The following is a 25,018-nucleotide window of genomic DNA, read 5'->3' on the forward strand; positions in this document are numbered from 1 at the left end:
TTTCTTTTATACTTTCTTATACCATTTTAAACTTCTGTCCGCCAAGGCTCTTTACCATATAGTTATCGTTTCCGCCTTCAATATGTACAAGAATCTCTCCGTCCCTGCATTCTGCATGGGCTTTCATCACAATTTTGCCTCTGCAGTCCGGTATCTCCACATCTGCTTCTTTTCCATCGGCAAATACAGACAACAGAAGTGTCACACCGTCCGCAAAGTCATATTCCGCTTCCCGGTCATTCTTTCCGACAGGCAGAATCGTATTTTCCTTCACCATAAGCGGCATGGAATGGTAATCGTAAACTTCCCTGTACCAGGTTCCGCCCTCTCTTGTCTCCCCGGTGATCAGATTCACCCAGGTTCCCTTCGGCAGATAATAATCCACCTCACCGGATTCTTTAAATACAGGCGCCGCCAGCAGGGAAGAACCGAACATATACTGACGGTCCAGGGTATCACAGGCTCTGTCCTCAGGGAAATCCAGGAACATGGGCCGCAGAACCGGTGTGCCGTATTCATGGGCACGGACAGCCTGTCCGTACAGATACGGCATCAGGCGGCATTTCAGATTCACAAACTCTTTCAGCACTACACAGGCTTCCTCATCAAATAGCCACGGCACGCGGTAGGAAGAAGACCCATGCAGACGGCTGTGTGAGCTCAAAAGCCCGAACTGGCACCAGCGTTTGTAAATATCTGCCGGAGCTGTCTGTTCAAATCCGCTGATGTCATGGCTCCAGAATCCAAATCCACTGAGGGAAAGAGACAATCCGCCCCGCAGCGTCTCAGCCATGGAAACATAAGTAGCGGAGCAGTCGCCGCCCCAGTGAGCCGGGAACTTCTGCCCGCCAACCGTTGCGGAACGTGCAAAGAGTACGGCATCCCCCTCACCTCTGACTTCCTCCAAAAGCCGGAATACGGTCTGATTATATAAATAGGTATAATAATTATGCATTTTAACCGGATCTGAGCCGTCAAAATAAGCGATATCCTTCACCGGAACCCTCTCACCAAAGTCTGTCTTAAAACAGTCCACACCCATGTCCAGAAGTGTCCTTAATTTGCTCTGGTACCAGGCGCAGGCATCAGGATTCGTAAAGTCCACAAGCCCCATCCCCGGCTGCCACAGATCTGTCTGCCATACGCTTCCGTCCGTGCGTTTCAGCAGATAGCCTTTCTCGCTGCCCTCCTCAAACAGGCAGGATTTCTGACCGATATAAGGGTTGATCCATACACAGATCTTCAGGCCCTTGTCGTGGTATCTCTGCAGCATGGATTTGGGATCCGTGGTCACATTGGGGTCCCATTTGAAGTTACACCACTCAAAAGCCTCCATCCAGTAACAATCAAAATGGAACACATGCAGCGGGATATCCCTGTCTGCCATTCCCTGTATAAAACCGGACGTAGTATTCTCATCATAATCCGTCGTAAAGGATGTGGTGAGCCAGAGGCCGAAGGACCAGGCAGGAGGCAGCGCAGGCTTCCCTGTCAGTTCTGTGTATTTCTCCACGGTTCCCATTGGGCTTTGACCGCTGATGAAATAATAGTCCAGACGCTCCCCTTCCACGGAGAACTGGATTCTCTCCACTTTCTCACTGGCAATCTCATAAGCCACGTCGCCCTCATTATCCACCAGGACACCGTACCCCTTGTTGGTAATATAAAACGGAATGTTTTTGTAGGCAATCTCACTGGCTGTGCCGCCGTCTTCATTCCACATTTCCACAGTCTGTCCGTTTTTCACGAAAGGTGTAAACCGTTCGCCAAGACCGTAAACATACTCATCCACATCAATGAGAAGCTGTTCCACCATATAGTTCTTTCCGGTTTCCCTGTTGTGCATATGTGCCAGGTTGCGGAAGCTGGACTCTGTCAGGAACTTGTCCCCCTCATAAAAAGCCAGCTTATACGCATTCGGCGTCTTGTCGATCACTGCCCTTAAACTTCCGCTGGCGAAGGTCAGACATTCCTCTGTCTCTGTGATCTGAGCATGGGGATGATCATTTGTGATCTCCGCAAAAGGCCCTTTATAAAGTGCTCCTGCGTGGTGGACGGCAGACACCTTGATCACGCCCTCCATAGGTGTGGAAAGTTTGACCGTCAGCATGGGAATGTTCAGGGCATCCCCTCTGCCTGCAATATGTTTTCCGGGCAGATAAACAGTCAGTTCATCTCCCTTTACGGTATGACCGCCGTACTCTACAGCGTAGGCGGGGGTCATTTCGTCTTTTAACAGCCAATATCCATTGGTAAATTTCATAGCTGTGGTTCCTCCAGTTCTTCTATTTTTGGTTCATGCTTCTTCAATACCCGTTCCATAAATTCAGAGCAGAGCAGGGATGCAGCTCCGGGCACAACTATCATGGTATAGGGTATCCATGCCACTATCGCAGCAGAGGACACTAAAATAAACAGCAGCATAACAGTTGTCAGGAAATAACGTCCTGTCATGAACATGGACAGCTTTAAAATCCATCCCATAGGCATTTCAAATCTGGAAAGCGCAGGGAATACATAGCAGAGCATTCCTGCCGCGTAGATACTGACTCCATAGTAAAGGCAGATAAAAAATAATCCCACGTTTCCTGAAGTCTTCGCCTGTAATATCCCCACGTTTAACTGCAGGATAAACAAAACCACGGCGAAGAGTATTTCAAGAAGAATGCCGTCTTTCAAGTTTCTCCGGTATGATTTCAGAAACTGCTCCAGCACATATCCCTCTTCATTTTTAATAACCTTCACTGCAGTATAGTACATAGCAGTTGTAGATACACCAATCGTTATGATGGGGAGGCATCCAATCAGCCAAAATAAACTCAATACTATTGTATTGAATATCTTATCAATCACCTTTACATACTTACCGTCATAACCAAATATTGTACCATTGCCCATATGTCATCCCTGCTTTCCTTTTCAATCACTGTTTAAAAAATCTCTTCCAGTTCCCCTGCTTTTACAAATACAGGAATACTCTCATACGGCGCGTCACATACATATTCTGCACCGCCTTCATATAACCTGTTGTCGTTGATATTTTTCCATTTTCCTTCCGGCAAATATACCTTACGTTCCCGAACACCTTCATACAATACCGGGCAGACAAGTACCTTGCTGCCGAACATGTACTGATCTTCAATTTCCCAGGCTTTTTTGTCTTCCGGAAAATCATAGAACAGGGGACGCATGATCGGTGTTCCTTTTTCGTGGGCATCCTGCATCAGAGTCTTCACATAAGGACGCATCTTTTCGCGAAGCTCCATATACTTCCTGCAGATCTCATATACTTCTTCACCGTAGCTCCATACCTCGTTTTCTGCTCCGCTTATGTGTTTCCCTCCACCTGTAGTGCCGAGAGGTTCTTTGAATGGTTCACGGAATCCATGCAGCCTCATAACCGGACAGAATGCACCGAAAGCAAACCATCTGACAAAACATTCTTTAAATGCATCATCATGGATATTACCGCCGTGGAAACCGCCGATATCGGTTGTCCACCACGGAATACCGGAAATGCCCATATTCAATCCTGCTGCCAACTGGTTTCTCAGGGCACGGAAAGAAGAGTCAATATCACCGGACCATACCAACGCACCGTATTTCTGGCTCCCTGCCCATGCACAGCGAAGAAGATTGACAATATTTTTCTGTCCCTCTGCTTCCATTCCCTCATATGCCATACGGGCATAATATTTCGGATATAAATTTCCCACTTCCATATCAGCTCCCAGGAAATAGCGGTAATGTTCAAATTCGTATCCGGTAAACTCAGGCTCCGCCTCATCTAACCAGAAAATCTTAATGCCCAGGTCATAATAATTTTTCTTTATCTTCTCCCACACATAATTTCTTCCGTCAGGATTGGTCACATCTATAATGCAGGCATCTCCAAGCTGTCCGATCCGTTTCCCGTACTCAGAACGGGTCAGGTATCCCAGCTCTGTCATCTCCTCATAATTCTCACTCTCCGCGTCAACGGTAGGCCAGATGGATACCATCAGTTCAATGCCCATCTCCTTTAATTCCCTCACCATTGCTGCAGGGTCCGGCCAATAATCTTTATCGAACTTCCAGTCGCCTTGATGGGGCCAGTGGAAGAAATCCACTACAATGACATCAATGGGAAGACCTCTTCTCTTATACTCCCTGGCAACTTCCAGAATCTCATCCTGTGTCTGGTAACGCAGCTTACACTGCCAGAATCCCATTCCGTAATCCGGCATCATGGGAACCTTACCCGTGGCATCTGCATAGGCTTCTTCGATCTCAGCCGGGGTATCTCCCGCTGTGATCCAGTAATCCATCTGTTTTGTTGACTCAGCGATCCACTCTGTAACGTTCTTTCCAAATGTCACCTGACCGATTGCCGGATTATTCCACAGAATACCGTACCCTCTGTCTAACAAGGCAAACGGAACACTTGCCTGGGAATTTCTATGGGCCAGCTCAATGATACAGCCTTTCACATCCAGATACGGCTGCTGATACTGTCCCATACCGAAAATCTTCTCATCTTTATATGCCTCAAACCGGACTGTCAATTTGAAATTATCAGAGCACTGCCGTGGGTTAAAGGTACGCGGCACGATCTCCAATGCGCTTGCGAACTTATCACTTCCCTCATACATATCTCTGGTGCGGTCATACTCCTCCAAAAGAAGCTTTCCATTCTGATTATAATATTGGAGTACCCCGTTGTCCATGATTTTACAGGTTAATTTCCCATTGGTGATAACTGCTTTTTTCCCTTCAATGGTGATCTGTACCTCTGTATCTTCCGGTTCTAAAAGCGCGCTGTCCGTATCCGGGATAAACTCACTGCGCTGTGTTGCGCGCACACGCAGACTGTTTTTCCCCCATGGTTCGATGAGGAGCAGTTCCTTGTCCTGTCTCCTGTATAACTTGTTGCCCACTTGTTTCAGCATTCAAATACCTCCTCCTGATTGACTTTCTTATTTTATGAAAGGGCTGCCCCAGTTTTACGTGCAGCAACCCTTTTCGTTTAGAAGTTCAGTTCAAATTCATTTTTTGTAAACAGTGGAATCTGTTCGATAGGTGCAGCCGCAGTTACTGTCTGTCCGCCTTTAAAGCACTCGCCCGTCCATACATTTTTCCATTCCGCTCCTGCGGGAAGATAGACCTCTCTTTCCTCCTGTCCTTTTTCCATAACAGGAGCGACTAAAATTTCAGGTCCGAACATGTACTGTGTCTCATTCTCCCAGCATGTCTTATCCTCCGGGAAATCATAAAACAGAGGTCTCATGACCGGTGTACCTTTTTCATGCGCTTCTTCCATCAGCCTGCGCACATAAGGACGCATGGCCTCACGCATTTCAATGTATTTCTTACAGATTTCATAAACCTTATCTCCGTAAGACCAGATTTCATTCGGCGCTCCGGATACGCACTCCGCGCCTCCGGTTGTTCCGTACTGAGGCTGATACGGCATGCGATAGCCATGCAGTCTCATAACAGGACAGAACGTACCGTATTCAAACCATCTGATCAGAACCTCATGGAAATCCTCATCATAGATATTAGCCCCGAAAAATCCCCCGATATCTGTTGTCCACCAGGGAATCCCTGCGATTCCCATATTGAGGCCTGCTGCAAACTGGTTCTGAAGACTTTCAAAGGAAGAATGGATATCACCTGACCACACAAGTGCCCCGTATCTCTGGCTTCCGGCCCATGCACAGCGCAGCAGATTCACGATGTTTTCCTGTCCTTCTTTTTTCATGCCTTCAAAGAAGGTCTGTGCATACATTACCGGATAGACATTTCCGATCTGGACATTCGGTCCCAGATGATAACGATAATTTTCAAAATCATACACCGTATATTCCGGTTCCGCTTCATCCAGCCAGAAAATCTTCACACCCTTGTCATAATAATTCTGTTTTGCCTTGTTCCACACATACTCTCTGGCTTCCGGATTCGTCGGGTCATACTGGATGGTATTGCCCATATAAGTGTTGTCAATACGGACACCTTTTTCCACCCGTGTCAGGAGACCTTTTGCCTTCATCTCCTCAAAATTCTCACTCTTATAATCCACCATAGGCCAGATGGATACCATAAGTTCAATACCCATCTCCTTCAGTTCCGCGATCATGGCATCCGGGTCCGGCCAGTATGTCTCGTCAAATCGCCAGTCACCCTGCTTCGGCCAGTGGAAGAAATCCACTACAATGACATCAATAGGAATCTGACGGCGTTTGTATTCTCTTGCCACCTCCAGAAGCTCTTCCTGTGTCTGATATCTGAGTTTACACTGCCAGAATCCCATTCCGTATTCCGGCATCATGGGAACTTTTCCCGCTACATCTGCGTAAGCTTCCTCAATTTCAGCCGGTGTATCGCCTGCAGTGATCCAATAATCCAATTTCTTTGTGGATTTTGCTTCCCATGTGGTAATATTTTTATTGAAGCTGACACGCCCGATTGCAGGATTGTTCCACAAAAATCCATATCCAAGGGAAGACAATGCAAAAGGAACACTTGCCTGGGAATTTCTGTGTGCCAGTTCCAGTTCTGCACCTTTGACATTTAGGAATTTCTGCTGATACTGGCCCATACCGTAAATCTTCTCGTTTGGATTGGATTCAAAACGCATGGTGAGCTGATAATCGCCCCCGATGATCGGTTTGAATTCCCTTGCTTCAACCTCCAGGGAGCTGCAAGTATCCGCAAACATATCCTCTCTGTTGCGGACATATTCCTCAAGCAGTACTTCCCCCTTTTGGTTGTAAAAAGTAAGCTTTCCGATATTGTTCACTACTGCCCTGATCTTTCCGTTTGTAATTTCTGCGGAAAAATCATGTATTGCAATACTTGCCTCTTCGCGTCCCTCCGGTTTTCCATCTAATGCCCAGAGCTCATCCGGCATCTCGGGCATCTTGGAGGCGCGGACCCGGAGACTGTTCTTTCCCCAGGGTTCCACGATCACGCGCTCCGCATCATAACGGTAATACAATGCATGATCCTTTTCCTCAAAATATCCCAGTAAAAAATGATTGTCCGAACGGAAATCTCCGGTGGATGCACCTTCTTTTTTTATAATATCCGTCATTTTTTGTCCTCACTGTCCTATACTTCTTATTCTTTTACTGCACCTGCCGTCAGGCCGCCTACAATGTATTTCTGCAGGAATACAAACAACAGGATAACAGGCAGTACCAAAATTGCTCCGTATGCCATAATACAGTTCCACTTGGTTCCGTATTTACTCTGGAATTTATAGATATTTGCTGTCAATGGACGCATATCCGGTTTTACGTTAAATGTCATGGAGTATGCCAGGTCATTCCAGCCGCCCAGGAAGGAGATAACTACTACTGTGATAACACCTGTCTTGATCGCCGGAATCATGATCTTGAAGAAGGAACGGAACACACCGCAGCCGTCAATTCTGGCAGCATCATCCAGGGATGTGGGCACGCTCTTGAAATAAGGTCTCAAAGTTACAACGATAAACGGAACAGATCCTGAAGCAATTGCCAGGGATGGTCCTAAATATGTTCCTAATAAATGCAGCTTGTTAAAGATCAGATACATAGGAGTCAGCATCAGGGATGCAGGAAGCATCTGGGTTACCAGGAAGGTAAGCAGGAATACTTTTCTGCCCGGTACTTTATAACGTCCCATGCCGTAAGCTGCCGGAATACCAAATACCAGTGAGATTACCATGGATAAAAAAGCAATACAGATACTGTTCTTCAGGGAAGACAGGAATTCTGCATCCTGGAAGTTCTTGATCCAGGGCTCTAAGGTAAAATTGTGCGGATAATATGTCACAAGTTTGCCGAACGATTCCGCATCTGATTTAAAGGACATTGCAAGAATCCAGTAAATCGGAAACAGGAACAGAATGGCAACAATAACTGCGATAACACAGTTGATCAAATTTCTTCTTTTTTCTTTGGAGCTTGTTATTTTCACTTTTCCTGCCATTCTAATCATCCTCCTTTGATATGAGACGCAAGTAGAATAGTCCGACAATGAACAGGCATGCGAACAAGATGATCGCCGCTGTAGAACCTAAGGAGAATTCATACTGTTTGAAGGACAATGTATAAGCGTAAGTACCAAGAACATCAGTAGAGTTCAGAGGACCGCCGCTTGTCATAACAAACATCAAATCGAATGCTTTGAAGGTATAAATAAAACCTAACATAAGCACAGACAAAATAGCCGGTTTCATAAGCGGAAGTGTGATATAGAGGAATCGCTGGAACGGATTAGCACCGTCAACCTCCGCACTCTCATAAATCTCCGTGGAAATCCCTGTCAGGCCGGAAGTCAGCAGCAGCATATTGAACGGAATTCCAACCCAGCAGTTCACTGCAATGATCGCGATCATAGCTGTACTTCCGTTCAGCAGCCATTCCACCGGAGCGTTGATCAGCCCAATCTTCATAAACAGGTCATTGATCACACCACTGGATACATCGAACATATTCTTGCCCAGCAAAGCCGTAACAGACATGGGCATCATATAACCTACCAAGATCATACCACGGATGGGTCCGGCAAGTGTAAACTTCTTTGAGAAAAACAGTGCAAATATAAATCCTATAGTAAACTGTACAACCAAACATCCAATGGTAAATATAAATGTATTTTTAAATACCATCAAAAATGTTTCATTGTGGAATAACTCTATGTAGTTGGACAAACCTACAAAGACATCGGTTCCGCCTTTGAACGTTTTAACATTTACATTCCTGAAACTGAGCACAAAGTTATAAATCAGCGGATACCCAAGAACCACCAGCATATAAATGAATCCTGGAAGGATAAAGGTATAGCCTTCTCTTCTTTTTTTTGCCGCCATCGACATTTTCATGGATTTCACCCCTCTTCCAAATTCCTATCTGTTTCTTTTAAAAAGGTTTAAGATGTATCGCCGGGATACACCTTAAACCTTGTTTTACAGTCAGCATCCAGACTTATTCTGTATTACTTCTGTACTGCAATAGGTGTTTCTTCCAAAATAGGTGAAATCGTTGCCTGGGCTTCTTTCAAAGCTTCTGCCGGGTCTTTGTCACCCAGTAAAGCTGCCTGCTCTGCTTTGTACAGGGCTTCGGAAATGGTCGGCCAGGACTCGTGAGGTCCCCTTGCTACTGCAAATTCCATGGAATCGTTGAATACTTTGTATCTTTCATCTGCTGTCCAGAAGTCTTTCAGTTCAACTGCATCTGCACGAACCGGTAATTTTCCTGCGATTTCACACCAGTCTGCCGTGTTCTGTGCGGACTGCATATATTTCAGGAATTCTGCACACTCTTCTACATTTTCAGAACCGCTGCATACACCGAAGTTTTCGCCGCCGATAACGGTTGCCTGCTGCTCGCCTTTTGGCATTGGAGTATATTTGTATTCCCATGTTACATCGTCTTTATTATCGGTATCTAATGTAGCAATCTGCCATGTACCGGATTCCAGCATTGCCGCTTTACCTGCGATCCAGGCATTGTAAGCATCGCCCTGTCCCCAGTTTACAGCTTCTTTACTCATATATCCGTCTTTTACCAGATCACTTAAGAATGTCAGCGCATTTACTGCCTTGTCACTGGAAACATCTGTGATGTCTGCTCCTGCTCCATACAGCCACGGAATGAACTGGAAGGTTCCCTCTTCATTGGCGATTGCTGACATGGCAAATCCATAGACACCATTTGCCTCATCTGTGGTCTTCTCGCATGCTTCTTTGAATTCATCCCATGTTGTCGGCGGATTTTCAATTCCTGCAGCTTTTAAAAGGTCCATGTTGCAGAGTAATGCCAGACAGTTTGAGTTGTTCGGCAGTCCGTAGTATTTGCCGTCAGCATCCATACAACTGCTCAGAGGTCCTTCATAGAACTGGTCCAGATCAGACCATCCCTCCAGATATTCGGTGATGTCCGCAAATACTCCCAAAGAAATGTAGGAAGCCATATCCGGTGAATCTACCATACCGATGTCAGGAAGCTCTCCTGATACAGCACCGATCGTATACTGTTTCATCAATTCATCACGTGATACAAAAGTAGGTACAATGTAGATATCACTCTGCTCTTCGTTGTATTTCTTTACAACTGCATTTAATGCGTCAGCCTCATGCTCAAAATAATGCCAGAGGGTAACTTCTTTTCCGCCATTGGGCTCACCTATGTCTGCTGCAGTAGCTTTTGTTCCTGTTTCAGTCTCTGTGGAACCGGTGTCCGCATCATCTGCGGTATCCTCTGTACCGGTATCTGTACTGTCAGTCTTAGTGTCGCTGCCTCCCGAACTGCCGCAGCCTGCTGTCATGGTCAATACCATCGCAGATGTCATGGTCAGTGCCAATGTCTTAACAACTTTCCTCTTCATTTTGTTTCCTCCTTTTGTTTTTTTGTTTCTTAGGATGTCCTTATTATAGCGTTTAAATGATATTTCAAAAACCGCCGCTTTTAAGATTTGGATTAATTTTTTAGGGTATTTTTTTAATATTGGAGTAAAAAATTAATATTTTTTATTTTTCATTGTATATATTGTACATTTACAGCATATATTGACAGCATTTTATACACAAAAAAGCGAGACACTAACGTCTCGCCTTTATAAACTCCGTCACATTGACTCCAGTCTCTTCTTTGAAGCATTTGTTAAAATACTTGGGATCTGAAAATCCCACACTATACAGTACCTCGTCCTTAGAAATTTCCCCTTCCAGCAAAAGTTCCTGGGCTTTCTCAATCCGGTATCTCCGAAGGAACCTGGAAAAATTCTCTCCCACATCTCTGCTGAACAGATAACTGAAATATTCCGCACTGACACCCAGGTCTGCAGCCAGATCTTTCTGTGAAATTTTAGATGCATAAGAGCATTCTATAATATGCATTGCCTTTAAAATAAGCGGATGCGCATTGGGATATCTGCTTTTTAAATCCCTGTTCTCTTTATCCCAGACCACACTGTTGTGCTCCTCCAGTCTGTGTATAATATCCTCAATGTCCTCAGGGACCAGAGGCTTCACCAGATAATCCGTGACCCCAAGAGAGATGGCCTGCCTGGCCAGTTCAAATTCCTCATACGCGCTGATGATCACAAACTTAGTCTTCATATCCTGAGCTCTTGCTGCTCTAATCAGAGAGATTCCATCCATATAGGGCATTTTAATATCAGTAAAGACCACATCAGGCTCTAATAGCTTCATGAGTTCAAATGCCTCTTTTCCGTCCGCCGCCTCACCCACGACCTCATGCTTATCCGAAGCCATCATGATCAGATTTCTGAGTCCTCTGCTGGCCCTCTTCTCATCTTCTGCTATAAGTATTCTCACACTAATTCCTCCTCCTGGCATATCTCACTCTGTTTTTTCAACTCTGATTCCGGGATTGGAATCCAGAATATAAAGGAGGTTCCTGAATCCAGATTTGTCTGCATTTGGATATCCAGATTTTCTCCATAATACATACGCATTCTTGTAACAACATTTAATATTCCTATCCCTACCTTCTGACGCTGCAGCACAGGTGCCATTCCTTTTGACTCCAGGATATTTTTTATTACCTTTTCAGTTTCAGAATCTATTCCGCTTCCATTATCTTTTATCTCTATTCTTAAGCGGCCTTTTTCCTCTGAAACAGTGATCTTCACCATTCCCCCCTCATGTCTTCCCTCAAACCCATGAAGGATGGAATTTTCTACAAATGGCTGGAACATCAGCTTACAGCATGGCCAATAACCGTATTCCTCTTCAAAATCAATAGAATAATCAAATACATTCTCAAATCTTGTCTTCTGCAGATAAAGATACTGGTCAATCCAGGCTATCTCCTGATACAGATATACATCCTGGCATTTCTGGTCAAAGGTATAGCGTAGTATGTTGGAAAGCTTTTTGATCAGCACAGATACCTGACGATTTCCCGCCTCTATAGCTTCATAGTTGATCGTACCCAGTGTATTACATATGAAATGTGCATTGATCTGGGATTCCAGGGCCTCCCGCTCTGCCTGATGCTGGCGCTCAATGGACGCCAGTGTCTCCTCATGCTGTCGTTTCATGGCAAGATTTTTCTCTTCCAGTGCTTCGATCATTCTATTGTACTCATCCGCAAGCTGCCAGATTTCATGTTTTCCTTCTATGGAAATCTTACTGTGGAAATTTCCTTTTTTCACTGTCTTAATAGACTCTGAAATCTTTGTCACAGGCTTGAGAAGATAACGCATGAAAAAAACAGTCAGAAATATGTAGGCCGCCAGAATCAGAATATAGATGATGACACCCCTGTTGTAAATCTGGTCCACATGCTCCTGCATTTTATGCTCATCCATCAAAATATTCATAGTCCAGCCAAAATAGCCCAACTCACGGCTGATCACCTGTATCTCATCATCACGCACCAGGCTGTCCTCTGCGGTACCGATATATTTATCCATATTATGGTAGAGAATCTGTCCGTTCTCATCTGCGATGTAGCCCTGCGCATATTTAACTTTTGGTATCTCCACTGTGTTTAAAAATTCTTTAAAGACATCCATATTATAGCTGACGATCAGAACATTTTTCACTTTTTTAAGCCCGGTCCTGTTGCCGATCAAAGGATATGCCACGTGAAAAAGGCGCAGGTCAGAATCCTGCGGATGCACACTTGGCTCTGTGGATGCCATGTACAGGGGAATATAATAGTTATTCGTATTGTTCATGACCTCCTGAAACATTTCACGCAGATACTTATCGTTGTCATCATCCCACATAGCCCCGTCGGAACGCTTATAACGGTCATACTGGCACATCAGGCCATCCTCACCCACAATGGCTACGGCAACTGTATTCTTAATATAATCATAGTCTGACAGGGTATTATATAATGCACTATATCCATTGCTGTCATAAAAAGATTGGACTTTATTATATATATCCGCAGATACCACCATCTCACTGCCAAAATTTATATGCTCTTTAATAGAATAATTCACATTTTTCTGAACAGATACCAATACTGCATTCTCTGTTTCAAAGCTTTGTTCCACAAGATAGTTCAGGTACTCATTTTTCAGATATCCCTGAAAAACCAGTGCCATCACCAGAACCGCCAGCGTGAACACAAGAACAAAAGAAGAAACGATATGCTCTTCAAAATATGTCTTTATCTTTCTGTATATACGCATCGAATCCCCCCTTTTCTTTTTACAGCCATACCGTTAGTGCGTTCACACCCTGGTGGCTCCTTAAGACCAAACGATGTTACCCTTCCGCCGCCTTCACTTCCTCAGCCACCACCTGGATCTGCCCGTCCACATCCTTTTTAAACTGCTCCCAGGCATCGGGGTGGTCCACAAAGTATTTGGGGCAGATTTTCTCTGTCACATCGTAGTGGCGGATCACATCACTGCTCTTTAAATCAAAACGGTAGCAGAGCCATCCAACCAGCTTCACAAGGGAGTCATAGGTTGCCTGGGTAAATTCGCCGGTCTCATCCTTGTGGCAGCACTCGATGGACAAGGTGTCGTCATTGCGGGAATTGGAGGCATAGGCAATCTCTGAACTGGGAATACACTGGACGATCTCGCCCTCGATTCCTATGACGAAATGGCTGCTCACTTTTGTCTCGTGGCTGTCCTTCAGGCCCTCAAAATAGTTTCTGTTTTCCGCTGCCGTGCTTCCCGGATTGGCGGTATAATGCACCACAACGCCTTTTATTTTCTTCAGAGGGATACCTGGCCTGGAATACTCGTTTACATCCAGCAGGTTCACGTCAAAAGGCGGCGCGCCGATAAAACTGCCGTTCTCCTGGGTGACCTGGGCCTGCAGTTTTTCCAGTTTGGCCTCCTGTATCTTTCCTGTCATTATTTTTATAACCCCTATTGCGAAAATGATTCCCAGCAAGACCAGGCCGAAAAGCATGAGCCTTCTGTTTCTCTGTTTCCTTCTGTTTATCCTTCTGTAATCCCTTCTGGTATTTCCTCTCCTTTGTCCCATAAGCGTTTCTCCCCATTTATGTACATTTCCTGTATCACAGGCTTCCCCTTTATAAGACAAAAGGCTGTTGCCACTTTAGCAACAGCCTCTGTTCTTGTATCGATAGGAGATACACAATGCCTGTGCTTCCTATTATTCGTCTACACTGTAATTCGGTGCTTCTTTTGTAATGTGAATGTCGTGCGGATGAGATTCTTTCAGAGACGCAGCTGTGATTTTTACAAACTGACCGGTCTGCTTCAGAGTCTCGATATCTTTTGCACCGCAGTAACCCATTCCGGAGCGGAGACCACCCACTAACTGGAATACGGTATCCTCTACATGGCCTTTGTAAGCAACTCGTCCTTCCACGCCTTCCGGAACCAGTTTCTTGGCATCCTGCTGGAAGTAACGGTCCTTGCTGCCGTTCTCCATTGCCGCAATGGAACCCATGCCGCGGTAAACTTTGTATTTTCTTCCCTGGTATAATTCAAAATCTCCGGGGCTTTCGTCACATCCTGCGAAGATACTGCCCATCATGCAGACATTGGCTCCTGCCGCAATGGCTTTTGTCATATCTCCTGAATACTTGATACCGCCGTCTGCGATGATCGGGATGCCTGCCTCTTTTGCGGCAGCATAGCATTCCATAATTGCAGTGATCTGCGGTACACCAATACCTGCAACCACACGTGTGGTACAGATGGAACCGGGTCCGATACCAACCTTGACAGCATCCACACCAGCCTCGATCAGGGCTTTTGTAGCTGCTCCGGTTGCCACATTACCTGCAACTACCTGCAGATTCGGATGTTTTGTCTTGATCTCTCTGACTGCTTTGAGAATGTTGGCGGAATGTCCATGGGCTGAGTCCACAACAACAACATCGACCTGTGCCTCCACTAACGCGTCAACACGTGCCATGACATTGGCTGTGATACCCACTGCGGCACCGCACAGCAGTCTTCCCTGCTCGTCCTTTGCGGATAACGGATATTTTATCTGTTTCTCAATATCTTTAATGGTAATAAGACCTTTTAAGTTGAAGTTTTCATCGACAATCGGAAGTTTTTCTTTTCTTGATTTTGCCAGGATTTTTTTTGCTTCCTCTAAAGTCACTCCTTCTCTGGCTGTGACCAGATTCTCTGATGTCATGCTCTCTTTGATCTTCTTACTGAAATCCTCTTCAAATTTCAGATCACGGTTGGTGATGATACCTACCAGCTTCCTGCCCTCAGTAATGGGAACACCAGAAATACGGAATTTTGCCATCAGATTGTTGGCATCCTCCAGAGTATGTTCAGGTGAGAGATAGAAAGGATCTGTGATAACACCGTTCTCGGAACGTTTTACCTTGTCCACCTCATCTGCCTGTGCTTCTATAGACATATTTTTATGAATGATACCGATACCTCCCTGTCTCGCCATGGCGATCGCCATACGATATTCGGTAACTGTATCCATTCCTGCACTCATCATCGGAATATTTAACTTCACTTTTTTTGTCAGATTCGTCGACAAATCAACCTGATTGGGGATTACTTCGGAATATGCCGGAACCAGCAGCACATCGTCAAAAGTAATGCCTTCACCAATAATCTTACCCATTTTCGTTCTCCCTTCGTTTGTTTATAGTAAAATAATATAACAAATTACGACAAACCTGTCAATCCGTAAAAACTTTTCTCGGACAGCTTTTTTCAATATTTTTGATCAATTCCATGTCCGGCTCGATCAGCACTTTACAAACCTCTTTGTCGTCCGGGATGATCATGGCATAAATATTATGAGATGGATTTCCGGATGAAAAATCAAAAACCTTCATATTTTTATTATGATTCTGGTAGTCCAGACGATGTGACTTGAGGGGTGCCATAATTTCCATCTTGGAAAGGTCCAGGCTCTTTATTCTCTTTCTCTTTGCCTTGGAAGCGATCCTGTCAATGTCCAGTTCTCCATTCACATAGAGATATTCAAATTCCAGATCCAGGTTCGGCAGCAGAAAATAGGCAGCCACTCCCAGAACCACAGCTACAACCAGGGCAATCGGTGTAAATAAAATACCGGCAACTGCAGCCAGTACGATCAATGCGATAACCAGTACCTTGATTGCCTTCTCCTTCATCGTCTGCTCCTTTTTCACGAGCAGCTCTGAGTACGCGTCGTTCATGTTTTCCTCCTTTAGTATCAGCTTTTGCTTATAAGTCTATCACAAAGAAATGCCGGTGTCCATATGACACCGGCATAAGAAATGTGAAATTTCTATTATATATTACATCATTCCCATTCCAGGAGCACCGCCTGCCGGCATAGCCGGTGTTTCTTCTTTGATGTTGGAAACAACAGCTTCTGTTGTCAGCAGAGTACCTGCAACGCTTGTTGCGTTCTGCAGTGCGCTTCTTGTAACTTTTGTAGGATCCAGGATACCTTCTTTGACCATATCCACATATTTCTCGTTTAATGCGTCAAATCCTACACCTGTCTCGGATTCTTTTACTTTGTTGATGATAACAGAACCTTCCAGACCGGCATTTGCTGCAATGTGGTACAGCGGGGATTCCAGAGCTTTCAGAACAACCTTAGCACCTGTCTTCTCGTCTCCGTCCAGTCCTGCGATCAGTTTCTCAACTTCTTTGGATGCGTGGATGTAAGCAGATCCGCCGCCTGCGATGATACCTTCCTCAACTGCTGCTCTTGTAGCATTCAGGGCATCTTCCATACGCAGTTTTGCTTCTTTCATCTCTGTCTCGGTAGCAGCACCTACACGGATAACAGCAACGCCGCCGGCCAGTTTTGCAAGTCTTTCCTGTAATTTCTCTTTATCAAATTCAGATGTTGTCTCAGTGATCTGATGTTTGATCTGAGCGATTCTTGCATTGATATCTTCTTTGTTGCCTTCGCCGTCAACGATAACTGTGCTTTCTTTCTGTACTTTAACAGATTTTGCACGTCCTAACTGATCCATGGTAACGTCTTTTAATTCCAGACCCAGTTCGTCGGAGATCACAGTACCGTTTGTCAGGATCGCGATATCCTGCAGCATCTCTTTTCTTCTGTCACCATATCCCGGAGCTTTGACTGCTGCCACGGAGAAGGTTCCTCTTAATTTATTTACGATCAGGGTTGTCAGAGCTTCGCCTTCAATGTCTTCAGCGATGATCAGCAGTTTTGCGCCTGATTTTACGATCTGCTCTAAAATAGGAAGTAAATCCTGGATGTTGGAGATCTTCTTGTCAGTGATCAGAATATAAGGATCATCCAGAACAGCTTCCATCTTATCCATATCTGTAGCCATGTATGCGGAGATATAACCTCTGTCAAACTGCATACCTTCTACCAGATCCAGCTCTGTCTTCATGGTCTTGGATTCTTCAATTGTGATAACACCGTCATTGCTTACTTTTTCCATAGCATCTGCTACCATTTCGCCCACTTCATCATCGCCGGCGGAGATAGCTGCTACTCTTGCGATCTGGTCTTTTCTTTCGATCTTGCCGCTCATCTTCTGAATAGCGTCAACTGCAACATCTGTTGCTTTCTTCATACCTTTTCTCAGGATGATCGGGTTAGCGCCTGCTGCCAGGTTCTTCATACCTTCGTTTACCATTGCCTGTGCCAGAACAGTTGCTGTGGTGGTACCATCACCTGCTACATCGTTTGTCTTGGATGCAACTTCTTTGATCAGCTGAGCACCCTGGTTTTCAAATCCGTCTGCCAGCTCGATCTCTTTTGCGATTGTAACACCGTCGTTTGTGATAAGCGGAGCGCCGAAAGATTTGTCAAGAACAACGTTTCTTCCTTTCGGTCCTAAAGTTACACGAACGGTATCAGCTAACTGGTTTACACCACTTTCAAGGGCAGCTCTTGCTTCTGCGCCGTATTTGATTTCTTTTGCCATGATTCGATTCCTCCTGAAATTAAAATAATGTCTATTTCTGTTTTCTGGTTTTATTCATGTTAATAGAGTTTCCGTAAAATCAGCTTCTGCTGCTGTCTCTTCGCCGACAGCTTCCTGTTATTTTACTACTGCAAGGATATCGCTCTGCTTAACGATGATGTACTCTTCGCCGTCAAGCTTCACTTCTGTACCAGCATATTTGGAGTAGATCACCTGGTCACCTTCGGCAACTTCCATTTTGATCTCTTTGCCGTCAATCACTCCGCCCGGTCCTACTGCTACAACTTCTGCCTGCTGTGGCTTTTCCTGTGCCTGGCCCGGTAACACGATTCCGGATTTTGTGGTCTCTTCTGCAACCAACTGTTTTAATACAACTCTGTCTCCTAATGGTACTAATTTCATATCTATTGCCTCCTTTTAGAATTCTCTGCTTGTTATTAGCACTCATTTGATTCGAGTGCTAACCGTTAGTCATATATTAGTGAATCTGCCGCATTTCTGCAACTTCTTTCATCTCCAATTAATTGAGTTAATACTAATTATTTCTCATTTTTTCTCTTGTATTCTCGTTTTATCTCATCTTTTTAATTTTCATTGAATTTTATATTTATTTTAGAATCTTTATATTTCCGCATGAAAACCAGGTTCCGGGCCATCCCATAGCAAAAGTTTAGCCCAAATCTGCTGACCGCATACAGTATTTTCCGTAAAAATATAAAAACCCAAAGAAAACCGGAGGTTATTTCCTACTATATGAATAACCTCCGGTTTTCTTTCCATGCATTTACTGTTTTTTCACCAGTTTGCGTTTCTTGATCTCTTCCAATTCATCAAAGATCACTTCATTGAGCACTTTGATATAGGTTCCTTTCATGCCTGAGGACCTGGACTCAATAACGCCGGCACTCTCAAATTTTCTCAGCGCATTGACGATCACGGAACGTGTGATTCCCACTCTGTCTGCAATCTTACTGGCAACCAGAATTCCTTCGTCCCCGTCCAGCTCATCAAAAATATGGATGATCGCTTCCAATTCTGAGAAAGAAAGCGTATTGAACGCAGATTTCACAACCTGGATCTTCCGGTTCTCCTCTGCATTCTCCTCATGTACAGAACGCATCATTTCCAGCCCAACCACTGTTGTTCCATATTCACTTACAATAATATCCTCAATATCATACCCTTTCTGATCCCTGTACATAAAAAGGGTACCCAGTCTCTCGCCGGCAATATCAATGGGGCTGATGATCGCCATATACTTACTGATGTTCTCGCCTTCAAATCCCAGTGTCTGGAGATTCACGTTCTCCTTTGTTGACAGCACGCCCAGCAGACGTTCATTGAGCAGTTTATCAATATATCCTCCCACTTCACTGTCAATCAATTCCGTAATCTCCTCCACGCCCGGACAGGTACCTACACCAAGCACCTTTCCTTTCCGGCTGATAACCAGGATATTAGAATCCAAAGTCTCCACCATCACCTCACAAATGTCGTTGAACAGCACCTTAGAAGAATTGTTGTTATGAAGCAGTTTGTTAATCTTTCTGGTTTTATCCAATAACTGTACGCTCATAGCGACCTCCTTTCACTCTATTCCTACAGAATATAACCGCTAATTTCTATTCTCTATATCCTTTTTTATTTTAACACACAATTATTCTGAAATCAATGCATGATTTTTTTATTTTCTGTCTATTTATCTCTTTCCCACAAACTTAACTTTCAAAACAATTGAAATTTCCCAGACTTCCCTTACTTTCCCCGTCTGTCAGATACTTTCCCCCATTCTCCAACTCTTCCCTCCCCCCATCCCCCAATGTCAGATACCACCCCCTTTTCCCCCAACCTTACCCCCAACTCTTCTTTCCCCACACATCCCTTTTCTCACTGCCAAATACCTGTGTGAACACCCATCCAGCACCTTCCGCATACACTGCCTTTCCCACTTCCAGATACCTGTATTAACACCTATCCAGCACTTTCCGCATGCACTGTTTTTCTCACTGCCAGATACCTGTAGACCATCTATCCAGCACCTCCCGCATACATCTCTTTTCTCTCTACCAAATACCTGTGTAAACACCCATCCAGCACTTTCCGCATGCACTGTTTTTCCCACTGCCAGATACCTGCCGCACAAAGTCCCTGGGGGCCATTGGAGGCAGATGGCTGGATGGACTTATGGGAAAAAGCGGGAAGAATGGGTGATAGAATTTGCTTCACAAAAGCAAATTCTAAGGATAGCTGAGCAGACAAAACATCAGTTTTGTCTGCGGTTCTATCCGGTTCACCCATTCTTCCCGCTTTTTTCCATTAGTCCATCCCCATCTGCCGACTGGCCTCCAGGGACTTTGTGCGGCAGGTATCGTCCGCCCTAGACAACCTCCGCCCCTGCCACACTCTCGCTCTCATTCAACCTTACACAGATCAGGCCTCCTGCTCCACCTCATCCTTCTTCCGTATCATCACAAACCCACAATGCTCATCCGCACAAACAATCTTATTCCCCTTCTCCAGCATATACCCACCGCAATTCGGGCATTTCTCCTTAGAAGGCTTCTGCCATGACATAAACTCGCATTCCGGATTATTCTCACATCCATAATACCGGCGCCCCTTCTTACTCCTGCGCAGCACCACATCTTTCCCGCAGACAGGACAGGGAACACCGATTTTTTCAAGATAAGGCTTCGTATTCCTGCAGTCCGGAAATCCCGGACAAGCCAGGAACTTCCCGTGCGGTCCATATTTGATCACCATATTCCGCCCGCACAGATCGCAGATAACATCTGTCACCTCATCCTCGATCTTCACTTCCTCCAGCTCTTTCTCCGCAGTCTGCACTGCATCCTCCAGATCCGGATAGAAATTCCGTATCACAGTCTTCCACTGCACAAGTCCTTCCCCCACACTGTCCAGCAGTTCCTCCATTGTGGCCGTAAAATACACATCCACAATACTGGGGAATGACTTCTTCATAATATTATTAACGACTTCGCCCAGCTCCGTCATATACAGATTCTTATTCTCCTTCGCCACATACCGCCTTGCAATGATCGTGGTGATCGTAGGGGCATAGGTACTTGGACGTCCGATTCCCAGTTCCTCCAGCGCCTTTACCAGTGTAGCCTCCGTATAATGTGCCGGCGGCTGTGTAAAATGCTGCTGCTCATGGAATCCCTGGAAGGAAAGCTCTGTGCTCTCGTCCAGTCCTTTTGCAAGGAAAGAATTCTCTGTCTTCTCCTCATCCTCCTGCACATAGACAGCCATAAAGCCGTCGAATTTCAGCTTAGAGGCAGCCATGGTAAAATAATACTCTCCGCCCTTGATTTTCACGGATGTAGTCTCATATTTTGCATTCTGCATCCTGCTGGCAGTAAAGCGTTTCCAGATGAGCTGATACAGCCTGAACTGATCTCTGCTCAGAGATTCCTTCAGAGAAGCAGGTGTCCTTGAAATATCTGTTGGACGGATGGCTTCATGGGCATCCTGTATCTTTTTCTTCTTATCATCCTTTTTCTCCTGGGTCAGAGTGTATTCCGGCCCATACTGGGAAGTGATGTATTCATGAGCGGCAGATTCAGCCTCCTCAGAAATCCTGGTGGAGTCTGTACGCAGATAGGTGATAACACCCACTGTGCCGTTCCCTTTAATATCAATTCCCTCATAGAGCTGCTGCGCCAGACGCATGGTCTTCTGTGTGGAAAAATTCAGCACTTTCGATGCTTCCTGCTGTAAGGTACTGGTAGTAAACGGAAGCGGCGGCTTTTTCGTTCTCTCGCTCTTCTTCACCTCAGCCACTTCATAGCTGGCGCCCTCCAGCCCGGCAAGGATCTTATCCAGTTCTTCCCTTGAGCCGATGCTCATTTTTTTGTTTTTATTTCCATAGAACTTGGCAATCAGCGGCTTCTTTTCGCCTTTGACAGCAAATTCCGCATCCAGTGTCCAGTATTCCTCAGGGATAAATGCATTGATCTCATCCTCACGGTCCCCGATGATGCGCAGGGCCACTGACTGTACACGGCCCGCACTGAGCCCTCTTTTCACCTTAGCCCAGAGTACCGGACTGATCCTGTAACCAACCATGCGGTCCAGCATTCTTCTGGTCTGCTGCGCATCCACCAGATTCATGTCAATGTCGCGCGCCTCTTTAATAGAAGCTTTCACTGCAGTTTTCGTGATCTCATTGAATGTAATTCTGCGCATCTTCTTCTCGTCCAGTTTCAGCGCTTTGGACAGGTGCCAGGAAATGGCTTCTCCTTCACGGTCGGGGTCAGTTGCAAGATATACCTTGTCCGCTTTTTTCGCGGCCTTGCGAAGCCCCGCCAGGATATCCCCCTTTCCCCTGATAGTTATATATTTAGGTTCGTAATCATTCTCCACGTCGATTCCAAGCTGGCTTTTGGGAAGATCCCTTACATGTCCGTTGGACGCCATGACCTCATAATTTGAACCGAGAAATTTCTTGATTGTCTTCACTTTTGCCGGTGATTCCACAATCACTAAATATTTCGCCATCTCAACCTCCCGTTCTGGCATAATAATTTTTGACTGGCTCTGCTACAAGCCCCTTCAATTCCAGTTTCAATAATATTTCCTGAATTTCCCCAGGATTTAGTTCTACCTGAAGGAAAATCTCTTCCAGATATTTTGGCCTCAAATCCAGACAACTATACACCATTTCTTCCCGGCTTGCAAGCCTAAAGTTTGATTTTGCCTCCAAATCTGTTTTTAATTTTTCCGAAATCTGAAGTTCATCCAGAATAATATCCACGGAGTTTGCAATGCCTGCGCCTTCAAAAATCAAGTTGTTGCATCCCTCACTGAGTGTATCCCCCAAGCGCCCCGGAAGGGCATAAACAGTCTTTCCCTGCTCCAGTGCAAAGTTCACAGTAATCAGGGAACCGCTCTTTTTCCCTGCCTCTATGACCAGTACCAGATCCGCCAGTGCACTGATGAGTCGGTTCCTCCTTGGGAAATGGTAGGGAAGGGCCGGTGTCTGCGGCTCATACTCTGAAAGTACGCCTCCCCGGAACGGAATCCTTCTATATATATCCATATTCTGCCTGGGGTAACAGATATCCACACCGTTGCCCAGAACCGCAAAGGTCTCTCCTCCGCCGTCCAGCGCTCCCCTGTGCGCCCAGCCGTCCACACCTCTGGCCATTCCGCTTATGATCTGGATCCCGAACCGGGACAGCTCTTTTGCAAAGTAATACGCCTGTGAGCTGCCGTAACTGCTGCACCTTCTGGCCCCCACAATAGCCACACTCTTTTTACGGCTGTCCGGAAGTTTTCCCTTCACATACAAATATTCCGGCATGTCCTCAAAACATCTGAGCTTGTCCGGATAGGCTTTTCCTGTCTTGGAACAGCAGAAAATCTTCTCTTTTTCCATGTATTTCATACCTTCTTTCTCTCCAGTCCTCTGTAGCACACAGCCTCACTGATCTGTGCTTCCTTGATCTCTTCTTCCCCATCCAGGTCTGCGATCGTACGTGCTGTCTTTAAAATCTTATGATAGGCCCTGGCACTTAAATTCATCTTTTCGTAAGCTTTTTCCAAAAGGCGCTGTCCTTCACGACTGACACTGCAGTATTTTTCCACCTGTTTTCCGGACAGTTCCGAATTATAGCATACCTTCAGCCCCTGATACCTGTCCTGCTGTGCCAAAAATGCCTTTTCTACCCTTTTCATAAGCTCTGCCGAACTCTGTCCCGCCTTCCCGCCGGAAATCTCCTGATACGTCATGCAGGCCGCTTCTGCGCAGATGTCTATCCGGTCCAGTATGGGGCCGCTGATTTTCCCGGCATACCTGCTGATATCCCTGTCCGTACAGGTACAGCGCTTCAGATCCGGATATCTGCCGCAGGGACAGTGGTTCATTGCTGCCACCAGCATACAGTGTGCCGGAAATTCATAAGAACCCCCGGTTCTGGCGATCATCACCTTATGCTCCTCCAGGGGCTGTCTCAGTATTTCTATGGAATTGTGGGAAAATTCAGGAATTTCGTCCAGAAAAAGAACGCCTCTGTGTGAAAGTGTGATTTCCCCGGGCCTTGGAATTCTGCCGCCTCCGGCCAGCGCCTGGGGAGAAATGGTGTGATGCGGTGCCCGAAATGGCCTTGCTGACATAAATGGCTGTTCCTCTGTCAAAAGCCCTGCGACACTGTATATTCTGGATACTTCCAGACTCTCCTCTCTGGAAAGCCGCGGCATAATAGTAGGAATCCTGCGGGCGATCATCGTCTTCCCCGCACCCTGAGGCCCTGTCATGAGAAAGTTATGGAACCCGGCAGCCGCAATCACGGCAGCCCGTTTCACAGTCTCCTGTCCCTGGATCTCCCTGAAATCCACATTATAAACAGGTTCCTTAAGATTCTCCCGGTCATATATCCTCTGGTCTTCCACACCCCATTTTTCCCTGCCAGACGCGTCCAGAAACTCCTGCAGGGACTCCACTCCCAGAACCTTTATCTTTCCTGTTGCCAATGCCTCCCTGCAGTTGCCCACAGGAACGATACAGAGCCAGCACCCGTTTTGCGCCGCGGTCTCTGCCAGAGGCAGGATACCTCTGACGCTGTTTATCCTGCCGTCCAGCCCCAGTTCACCGGCCAGCATCACACCGCTTAATTTCTCCTCTTCTATGTATCCGAACGCTGCCAGAAGTGCGGCTGCAATGGGCAGGTCAAACCGGTTCCCCTCCTTCCGCACATCTGCCGGCGCCAGATTAACCGTGATCCTTTTGGGCGGCAGGCTGATCTTCGTGTTTCTGATCGCCGTTTTCACCCGCTCCTGGGCCTCCCTCACCTGGGATGACAGGTATCCGACCATATTAAATACAGGCAGACCGCTGCTCACATCCGCCTCTACCCGTACAGGAACGCAGTTCACACCGCAGATAGCTGCTGACATAACACTGCTGAACATACAGATACTCCTTTCCCCCGCAGCAGGACAGAAATACCCCTCCGGCGCGGGTGTACATATTCTCTTTTTACTTGCTTCATTTGTTTTGGAAACAACGGTGGAACCACCTGGAAAGAAATGCGGGAATCCGCTTTCTGACTTATTATTACTGTATCATATTTTTTTCTGCCACGCAATGGCTGACTGGATTTTTTATTATAAAACCCAATCACCCTGCTTACCTGCAAATCATATATTACTCTGAAAAATTATAG

At 45.8% G+C, this 25,018-nt stretch carries 18 protein-coding genes; all 18 read right to left on the reverse strand.

The genetic code is table 11. The features are described 5' to 3' along the window. Positions 1 to 16 precede the first annotated feature (16 nt). Positions 17 to 2,263 (reverse strand): alpha-xylosidase, encoded by a 2,247-nt coding sequence (gene yicI / locus LC508_RS13435; protein WP_103732519.1) that lies wholly within the window; start codon positions 2,261 to 2,263, stop codon positions 17 to 19. Continuing rightward, positions 2,260 to 2,898: a YesL family protein gene (locus LC508_RS13440; protein WP_033141043.1), complete on the reverse strand. Its 639-nt coding sequence runs from the start codon at positions 2,896 to 2,898 to the stop codon at positions 2,260 to 2,262. The genes yicI and LC508_RS13440 overlap by 4 nt, the downstream gene beginning before the upstream one ends. Before the next feature lie 32 nt (positions 2,899 to 2,930). Further along, positions 2,931 to 4,928 (reverse strand): glycoside hydrolase family 31 protein, encoded by a 1,998-nt coding sequence (locus tag LC508_RS13445; protein WP_054351948.1) that lies wholly within the window; start codon positions 4,926 to 4,928, stop codon positions 2,931 to 2,933. Positions 4,929 to 5,005: 77 nt separating this feature from the next. After that, on the reverse strand, positions 5,006 to 7,075 hold the full coding sequence (locus LC508_RS13450) for a glycoside hydrolase family 31 protein (protein WP_146051735.1): 2,070 nt from the start codon (positions 7,073 to 7,075) through the stop codon (positions 5,006 to 5,008). A gap of 26 nt (positions 7,076 to 7,101) precedes the next feature. Next, positions 7,102 to 7,956: a carbohydrate ABC transporter permease gene (locus tag LC508_RS13455; protein ID WP_033141041.1), complete on the reverse strand. Its 855-nt coding sequence runs from the start codon at positions 7,954 to 7,956 to the stop codon at positions 7,102 to 7,104. 1 nt (position 7,957) lies between these two features. Further along, entirely contained in the window at positions 7,958 to 8,851 is an 894-nt protein-coding gene (locus LC508_RS13460) for a carbohydrate ABC transporter permease (protein ID WP_118593771.1), read from the reverse strand. Between the two features lie 113 nt (positions 8,852 to 8,964). After that, entirely contained in the window at positions 8,965 to 10,356 is a 1,392-nt protein-coding gene (locus LC508_RS13465) for an ABC transporter substrate-binding protein (protein ID WP_052099400.1), read from the reverse strand. 214 nt (positions 10,357 to 10,570) lie between these two features. Next, positions 10,571 to 11,308, reverse strand: coding sequence for a response regulator transcription factor (locus tag LC508_RS13470; RefSeq protein WP_033141039.1), 738 nt, complete (start codon positions 11,306 to 11,308; stop codon positions 10,571 to 10,573). After that, a complete protein-coding gene (locus LC508_RS13475) occupies positions 11,305 to 13,143 on the reverse strand; it encodes a sensor histidine kinase (protein WP_103732562.1) in 1,839 nt (612 codons plus the stop codon). The genes LC508_RS13470 and LC508_RS13475 overlap by 4 nt, the downstream gene beginning before the upstream one ends. Before the next feature lie 76 nt (positions 13,144 to 13,219). Beyond that, positions 13,220 to 13,954, reverse strand: coding sequence for a peptidoglycan recognition protein family protein (locus LC508_RS13480; RefSeq protein ID WP_033143760.1), 735 nt, complete (start codon positions 13,952 to 13,954; stop codon positions 13,220 to 13,222). 132 nt (positions 13,955 to 14,086) lie between these two features. Then, positions 14,087 to 15,541 (reverse strand): IMP dehydrogenase, encoded by a 1,455-nt coding sequence (gene guaB, locus LC508_RS13485; RefSeq protein ID WP_033143761.1) that lies wholly within the window; start codon positions 15,539 to 15,541, stop codon positions 14,087 to 14,089. 58 nt (positions 15,542 to 15,599) lie between these two features. Continuing rightward, the gene (locus tag LC508_RS13490) at positions 15,600 to 16,103 is read right to left on the reverse strand and encodes a DUF6106 family protein (protein WP_033143762.1); all 504 of its coding nucleotides are present in this window, start codon (positions 16,101 to 16,103) and stop codon (positions 15,600 to 15,602) included. A 102-nt stretch (positions 16,104 to 16,205) separates the two neighbouring features. Beyond that, positions 16,206 to 17,831, reverse strand: a complete 1,626-nt coding sequence (gene groL, locus LC508_RS13495; protein ID WP_033143763.1) for a chaperonin GroEL — start codon at positions 17,829 to 17,831, stop codon at positions 16,206 to 16,208. 117 nt (positions 17,832 to 17,948) lie between these two features. Next, positions 17,949 to 18,233, reverse strand: a complete 285-nt coding sequence (gene groES, locus LC508_RS13500; protein WP_033143764.1) for a co-chaperone GroES — start codon at positions 18,231 to 18,233, stop codon at positions 17,949 to 17,951. Between the two features lie 382 nt (positions 18,234 to 18,615). Beyond that, a complete protein-coding gene (codY, locus tag LC508_RS13505) occupies positions 18,616 to 19,407 on the reverse strand; it encodes a GTP-sensing pleiotropic transcriptional regulator CodY (protein ID WP_018596076.1) in 792 nt (263 codons plus the stop codon). Positions 19,408 to 20,261: 854 nt separating this feature from the next. Next, positions 20,262 to 22,352 carry a type I DNA topoisomerase gene (gene topA / locus LC508_RS13510; RefSeq protein WP_118593773.1) on the reverse strand — a complete coding sequence of 697 codons (2,091 nt, stop codon included), beginning with the start codon at positions 22,350 to 22,352 and terminating at the stop codon, positions 20,262 to 20,264. Position 22,353: 1 nt separating this feature from the next. Beyond that, complete coding sequence (gene dprA, locus LC508_RS13515) at positions 22,354 to 23,241, reverse strand: DNA-processing protein DprA (RefSeq protein ID WP_103733226.1); 888 nt, start codon at positions 23,239 to 23,241, stop codon at positions 22,354 to 22,356. Further along, positions 23,238 to 24,764 carry a YifB family Mg chelatase-like AAA ATPase gene (locus LC508_RS13520; protein ID WP_118593774.1) on the reverse strand — a complete coding sequence of 509 codons (1,527 nt, stop codon included), beginning with the start codon at positions 24,762 to 24,764 and terminating at the stop codon, positions 23,238 to 23,240. Before LC508_RS13520 ends, dprA begins: the two co-directional genes overlap by 4 nt. Positions 24,765 to 25,018 lie beyond the last annotated feature (254 nt).

This window comes from Blautia parvula, assembly GCF_020215665.1.
Lineage (GTDB): Bacteria > Bacillota > Clostridia > Lachnospirales > Lachnospiraceae > Blautia > Blautia celeris.

Excerpts from the sequence above, each read along its gene's own strand:
- yicI (WP_103732519.1), bottom strand. The coding sequence starts at position 2,263 with ATGAAATTTACCAATGGATATTGGCTGTTAAAAGACGAAATGACCCCC.
- LC508_RS13440 (WP_033141043.1), bottom strand. The coding sequence starts at position 2,898 with ATGGGCAATGGTACAATATTTGGTTATGACGGTAAGTATGTAAAGGTG.
- LC508_RS13445 (WP_054351948.1), bottom strand. The coding sequence starts at position 4,928 with ATGCTGAAACAAGTGGGCAACAAGTTATACAGGAGACAGGACAAGGAA.
- LC508_RS13450 (WP_146051735.1), bottom strand. The coding sequence starts at position 7,075 with ATGACGGATATTATAAAAAAAGAAGGTGCATCCACCGGAGATTTCCGT.
- LC508_RS13455 (WP_033141041.1), bottom strand. The coding sequence starts at position 7,956 with ATGGCAGGAAAAGTGAAAATAACAAGCTCCAAAGAAAAAAGAAGAAAT.
- LC508_RS13460 (WP_118593771.1), bottom strand. The coding sequence starts at position 8,851 with ATGAAAATGTCGATGGCGGCAAAAAAAAGAAGAGAAGGCTATACCTTT.
- LC508_RS13465 (WP_052099400.1), bottom strand. The coding sequence starts at position 10,356 with ATGAAGAGGAAAGTTGTTAAGACATTGGCACTGACCATGACATCTGCG.
- LC508_RS13475 (WP_103732562.1), bottom strand. The coding sequence starts at position 13,143 with ATGCGTATATACAGAAAGATAAAGACATATTTTGAAGAGCATATCGTT.
- LC508_RS13480 (WP_033143760.1), bottom strand. The coding sequence starts at position 13,954 with ATGGGACAAAGGAGAGGAAATACCAGAAGGGATTACAGAAGGATAAAC.
- guaB (WP_033143761.1), bottom strand. The coding sequence starts at position 15,541 with ATGGGTAAGATTATTGGTGAAGGCATTACTTTTGACGATGTGCTGCTG.
- LC508_RS13490 (WP_033143762.1), bottom strand. The coding sequence starts at position 16,103 with ATGAACGACGCGTACTCAGAGCTGCTCGTGAAAAAGGAGCAGACGATG.
- groL (WP_033143763.1), bottom strand. The coding sequence starts at position 17,831 with ATGGCAAAAGAAATCAAATACGGCGCAGAAGCAAGAGCTGCCCTTGAA.
- groES (WP_033143764.1), bottom strand. The coding sequence starts at position 18,233 with ATGAAATTAGTACCATTAGGAGACAGAGTTGTATTAAAACAGTTGGTT.
- codY (WP_018596076.1), bottom strand. The coding sequence starts at position 19,407 with ATGAGCGTACAGTTATTGGATAAAACCAGAAAGATTAACAAACTGCTT.
- topA (WP_118593773.1), bottom strand. The coding sequence starts at position 22,352 with ATGGCGAAATATTTAGTGATTGTGGAATCACCGGCAAAAGTGAAGACA.
- dprA (WP_103733226.1), bottom strand. The coding sequence starts at position 23,241 with ATGAAATACATGGAAAAAGAGAAGATTTTCTGCTGTTCCAAGACAGGA.
- LC508_RS13520 (WP_118593774.1), bottom strand. The coding sequence starts at position 24,764 with ATGTTCAGCAGTGTTATGTCAGCAGCTATCTGCGGTGTGAACTGCGTT.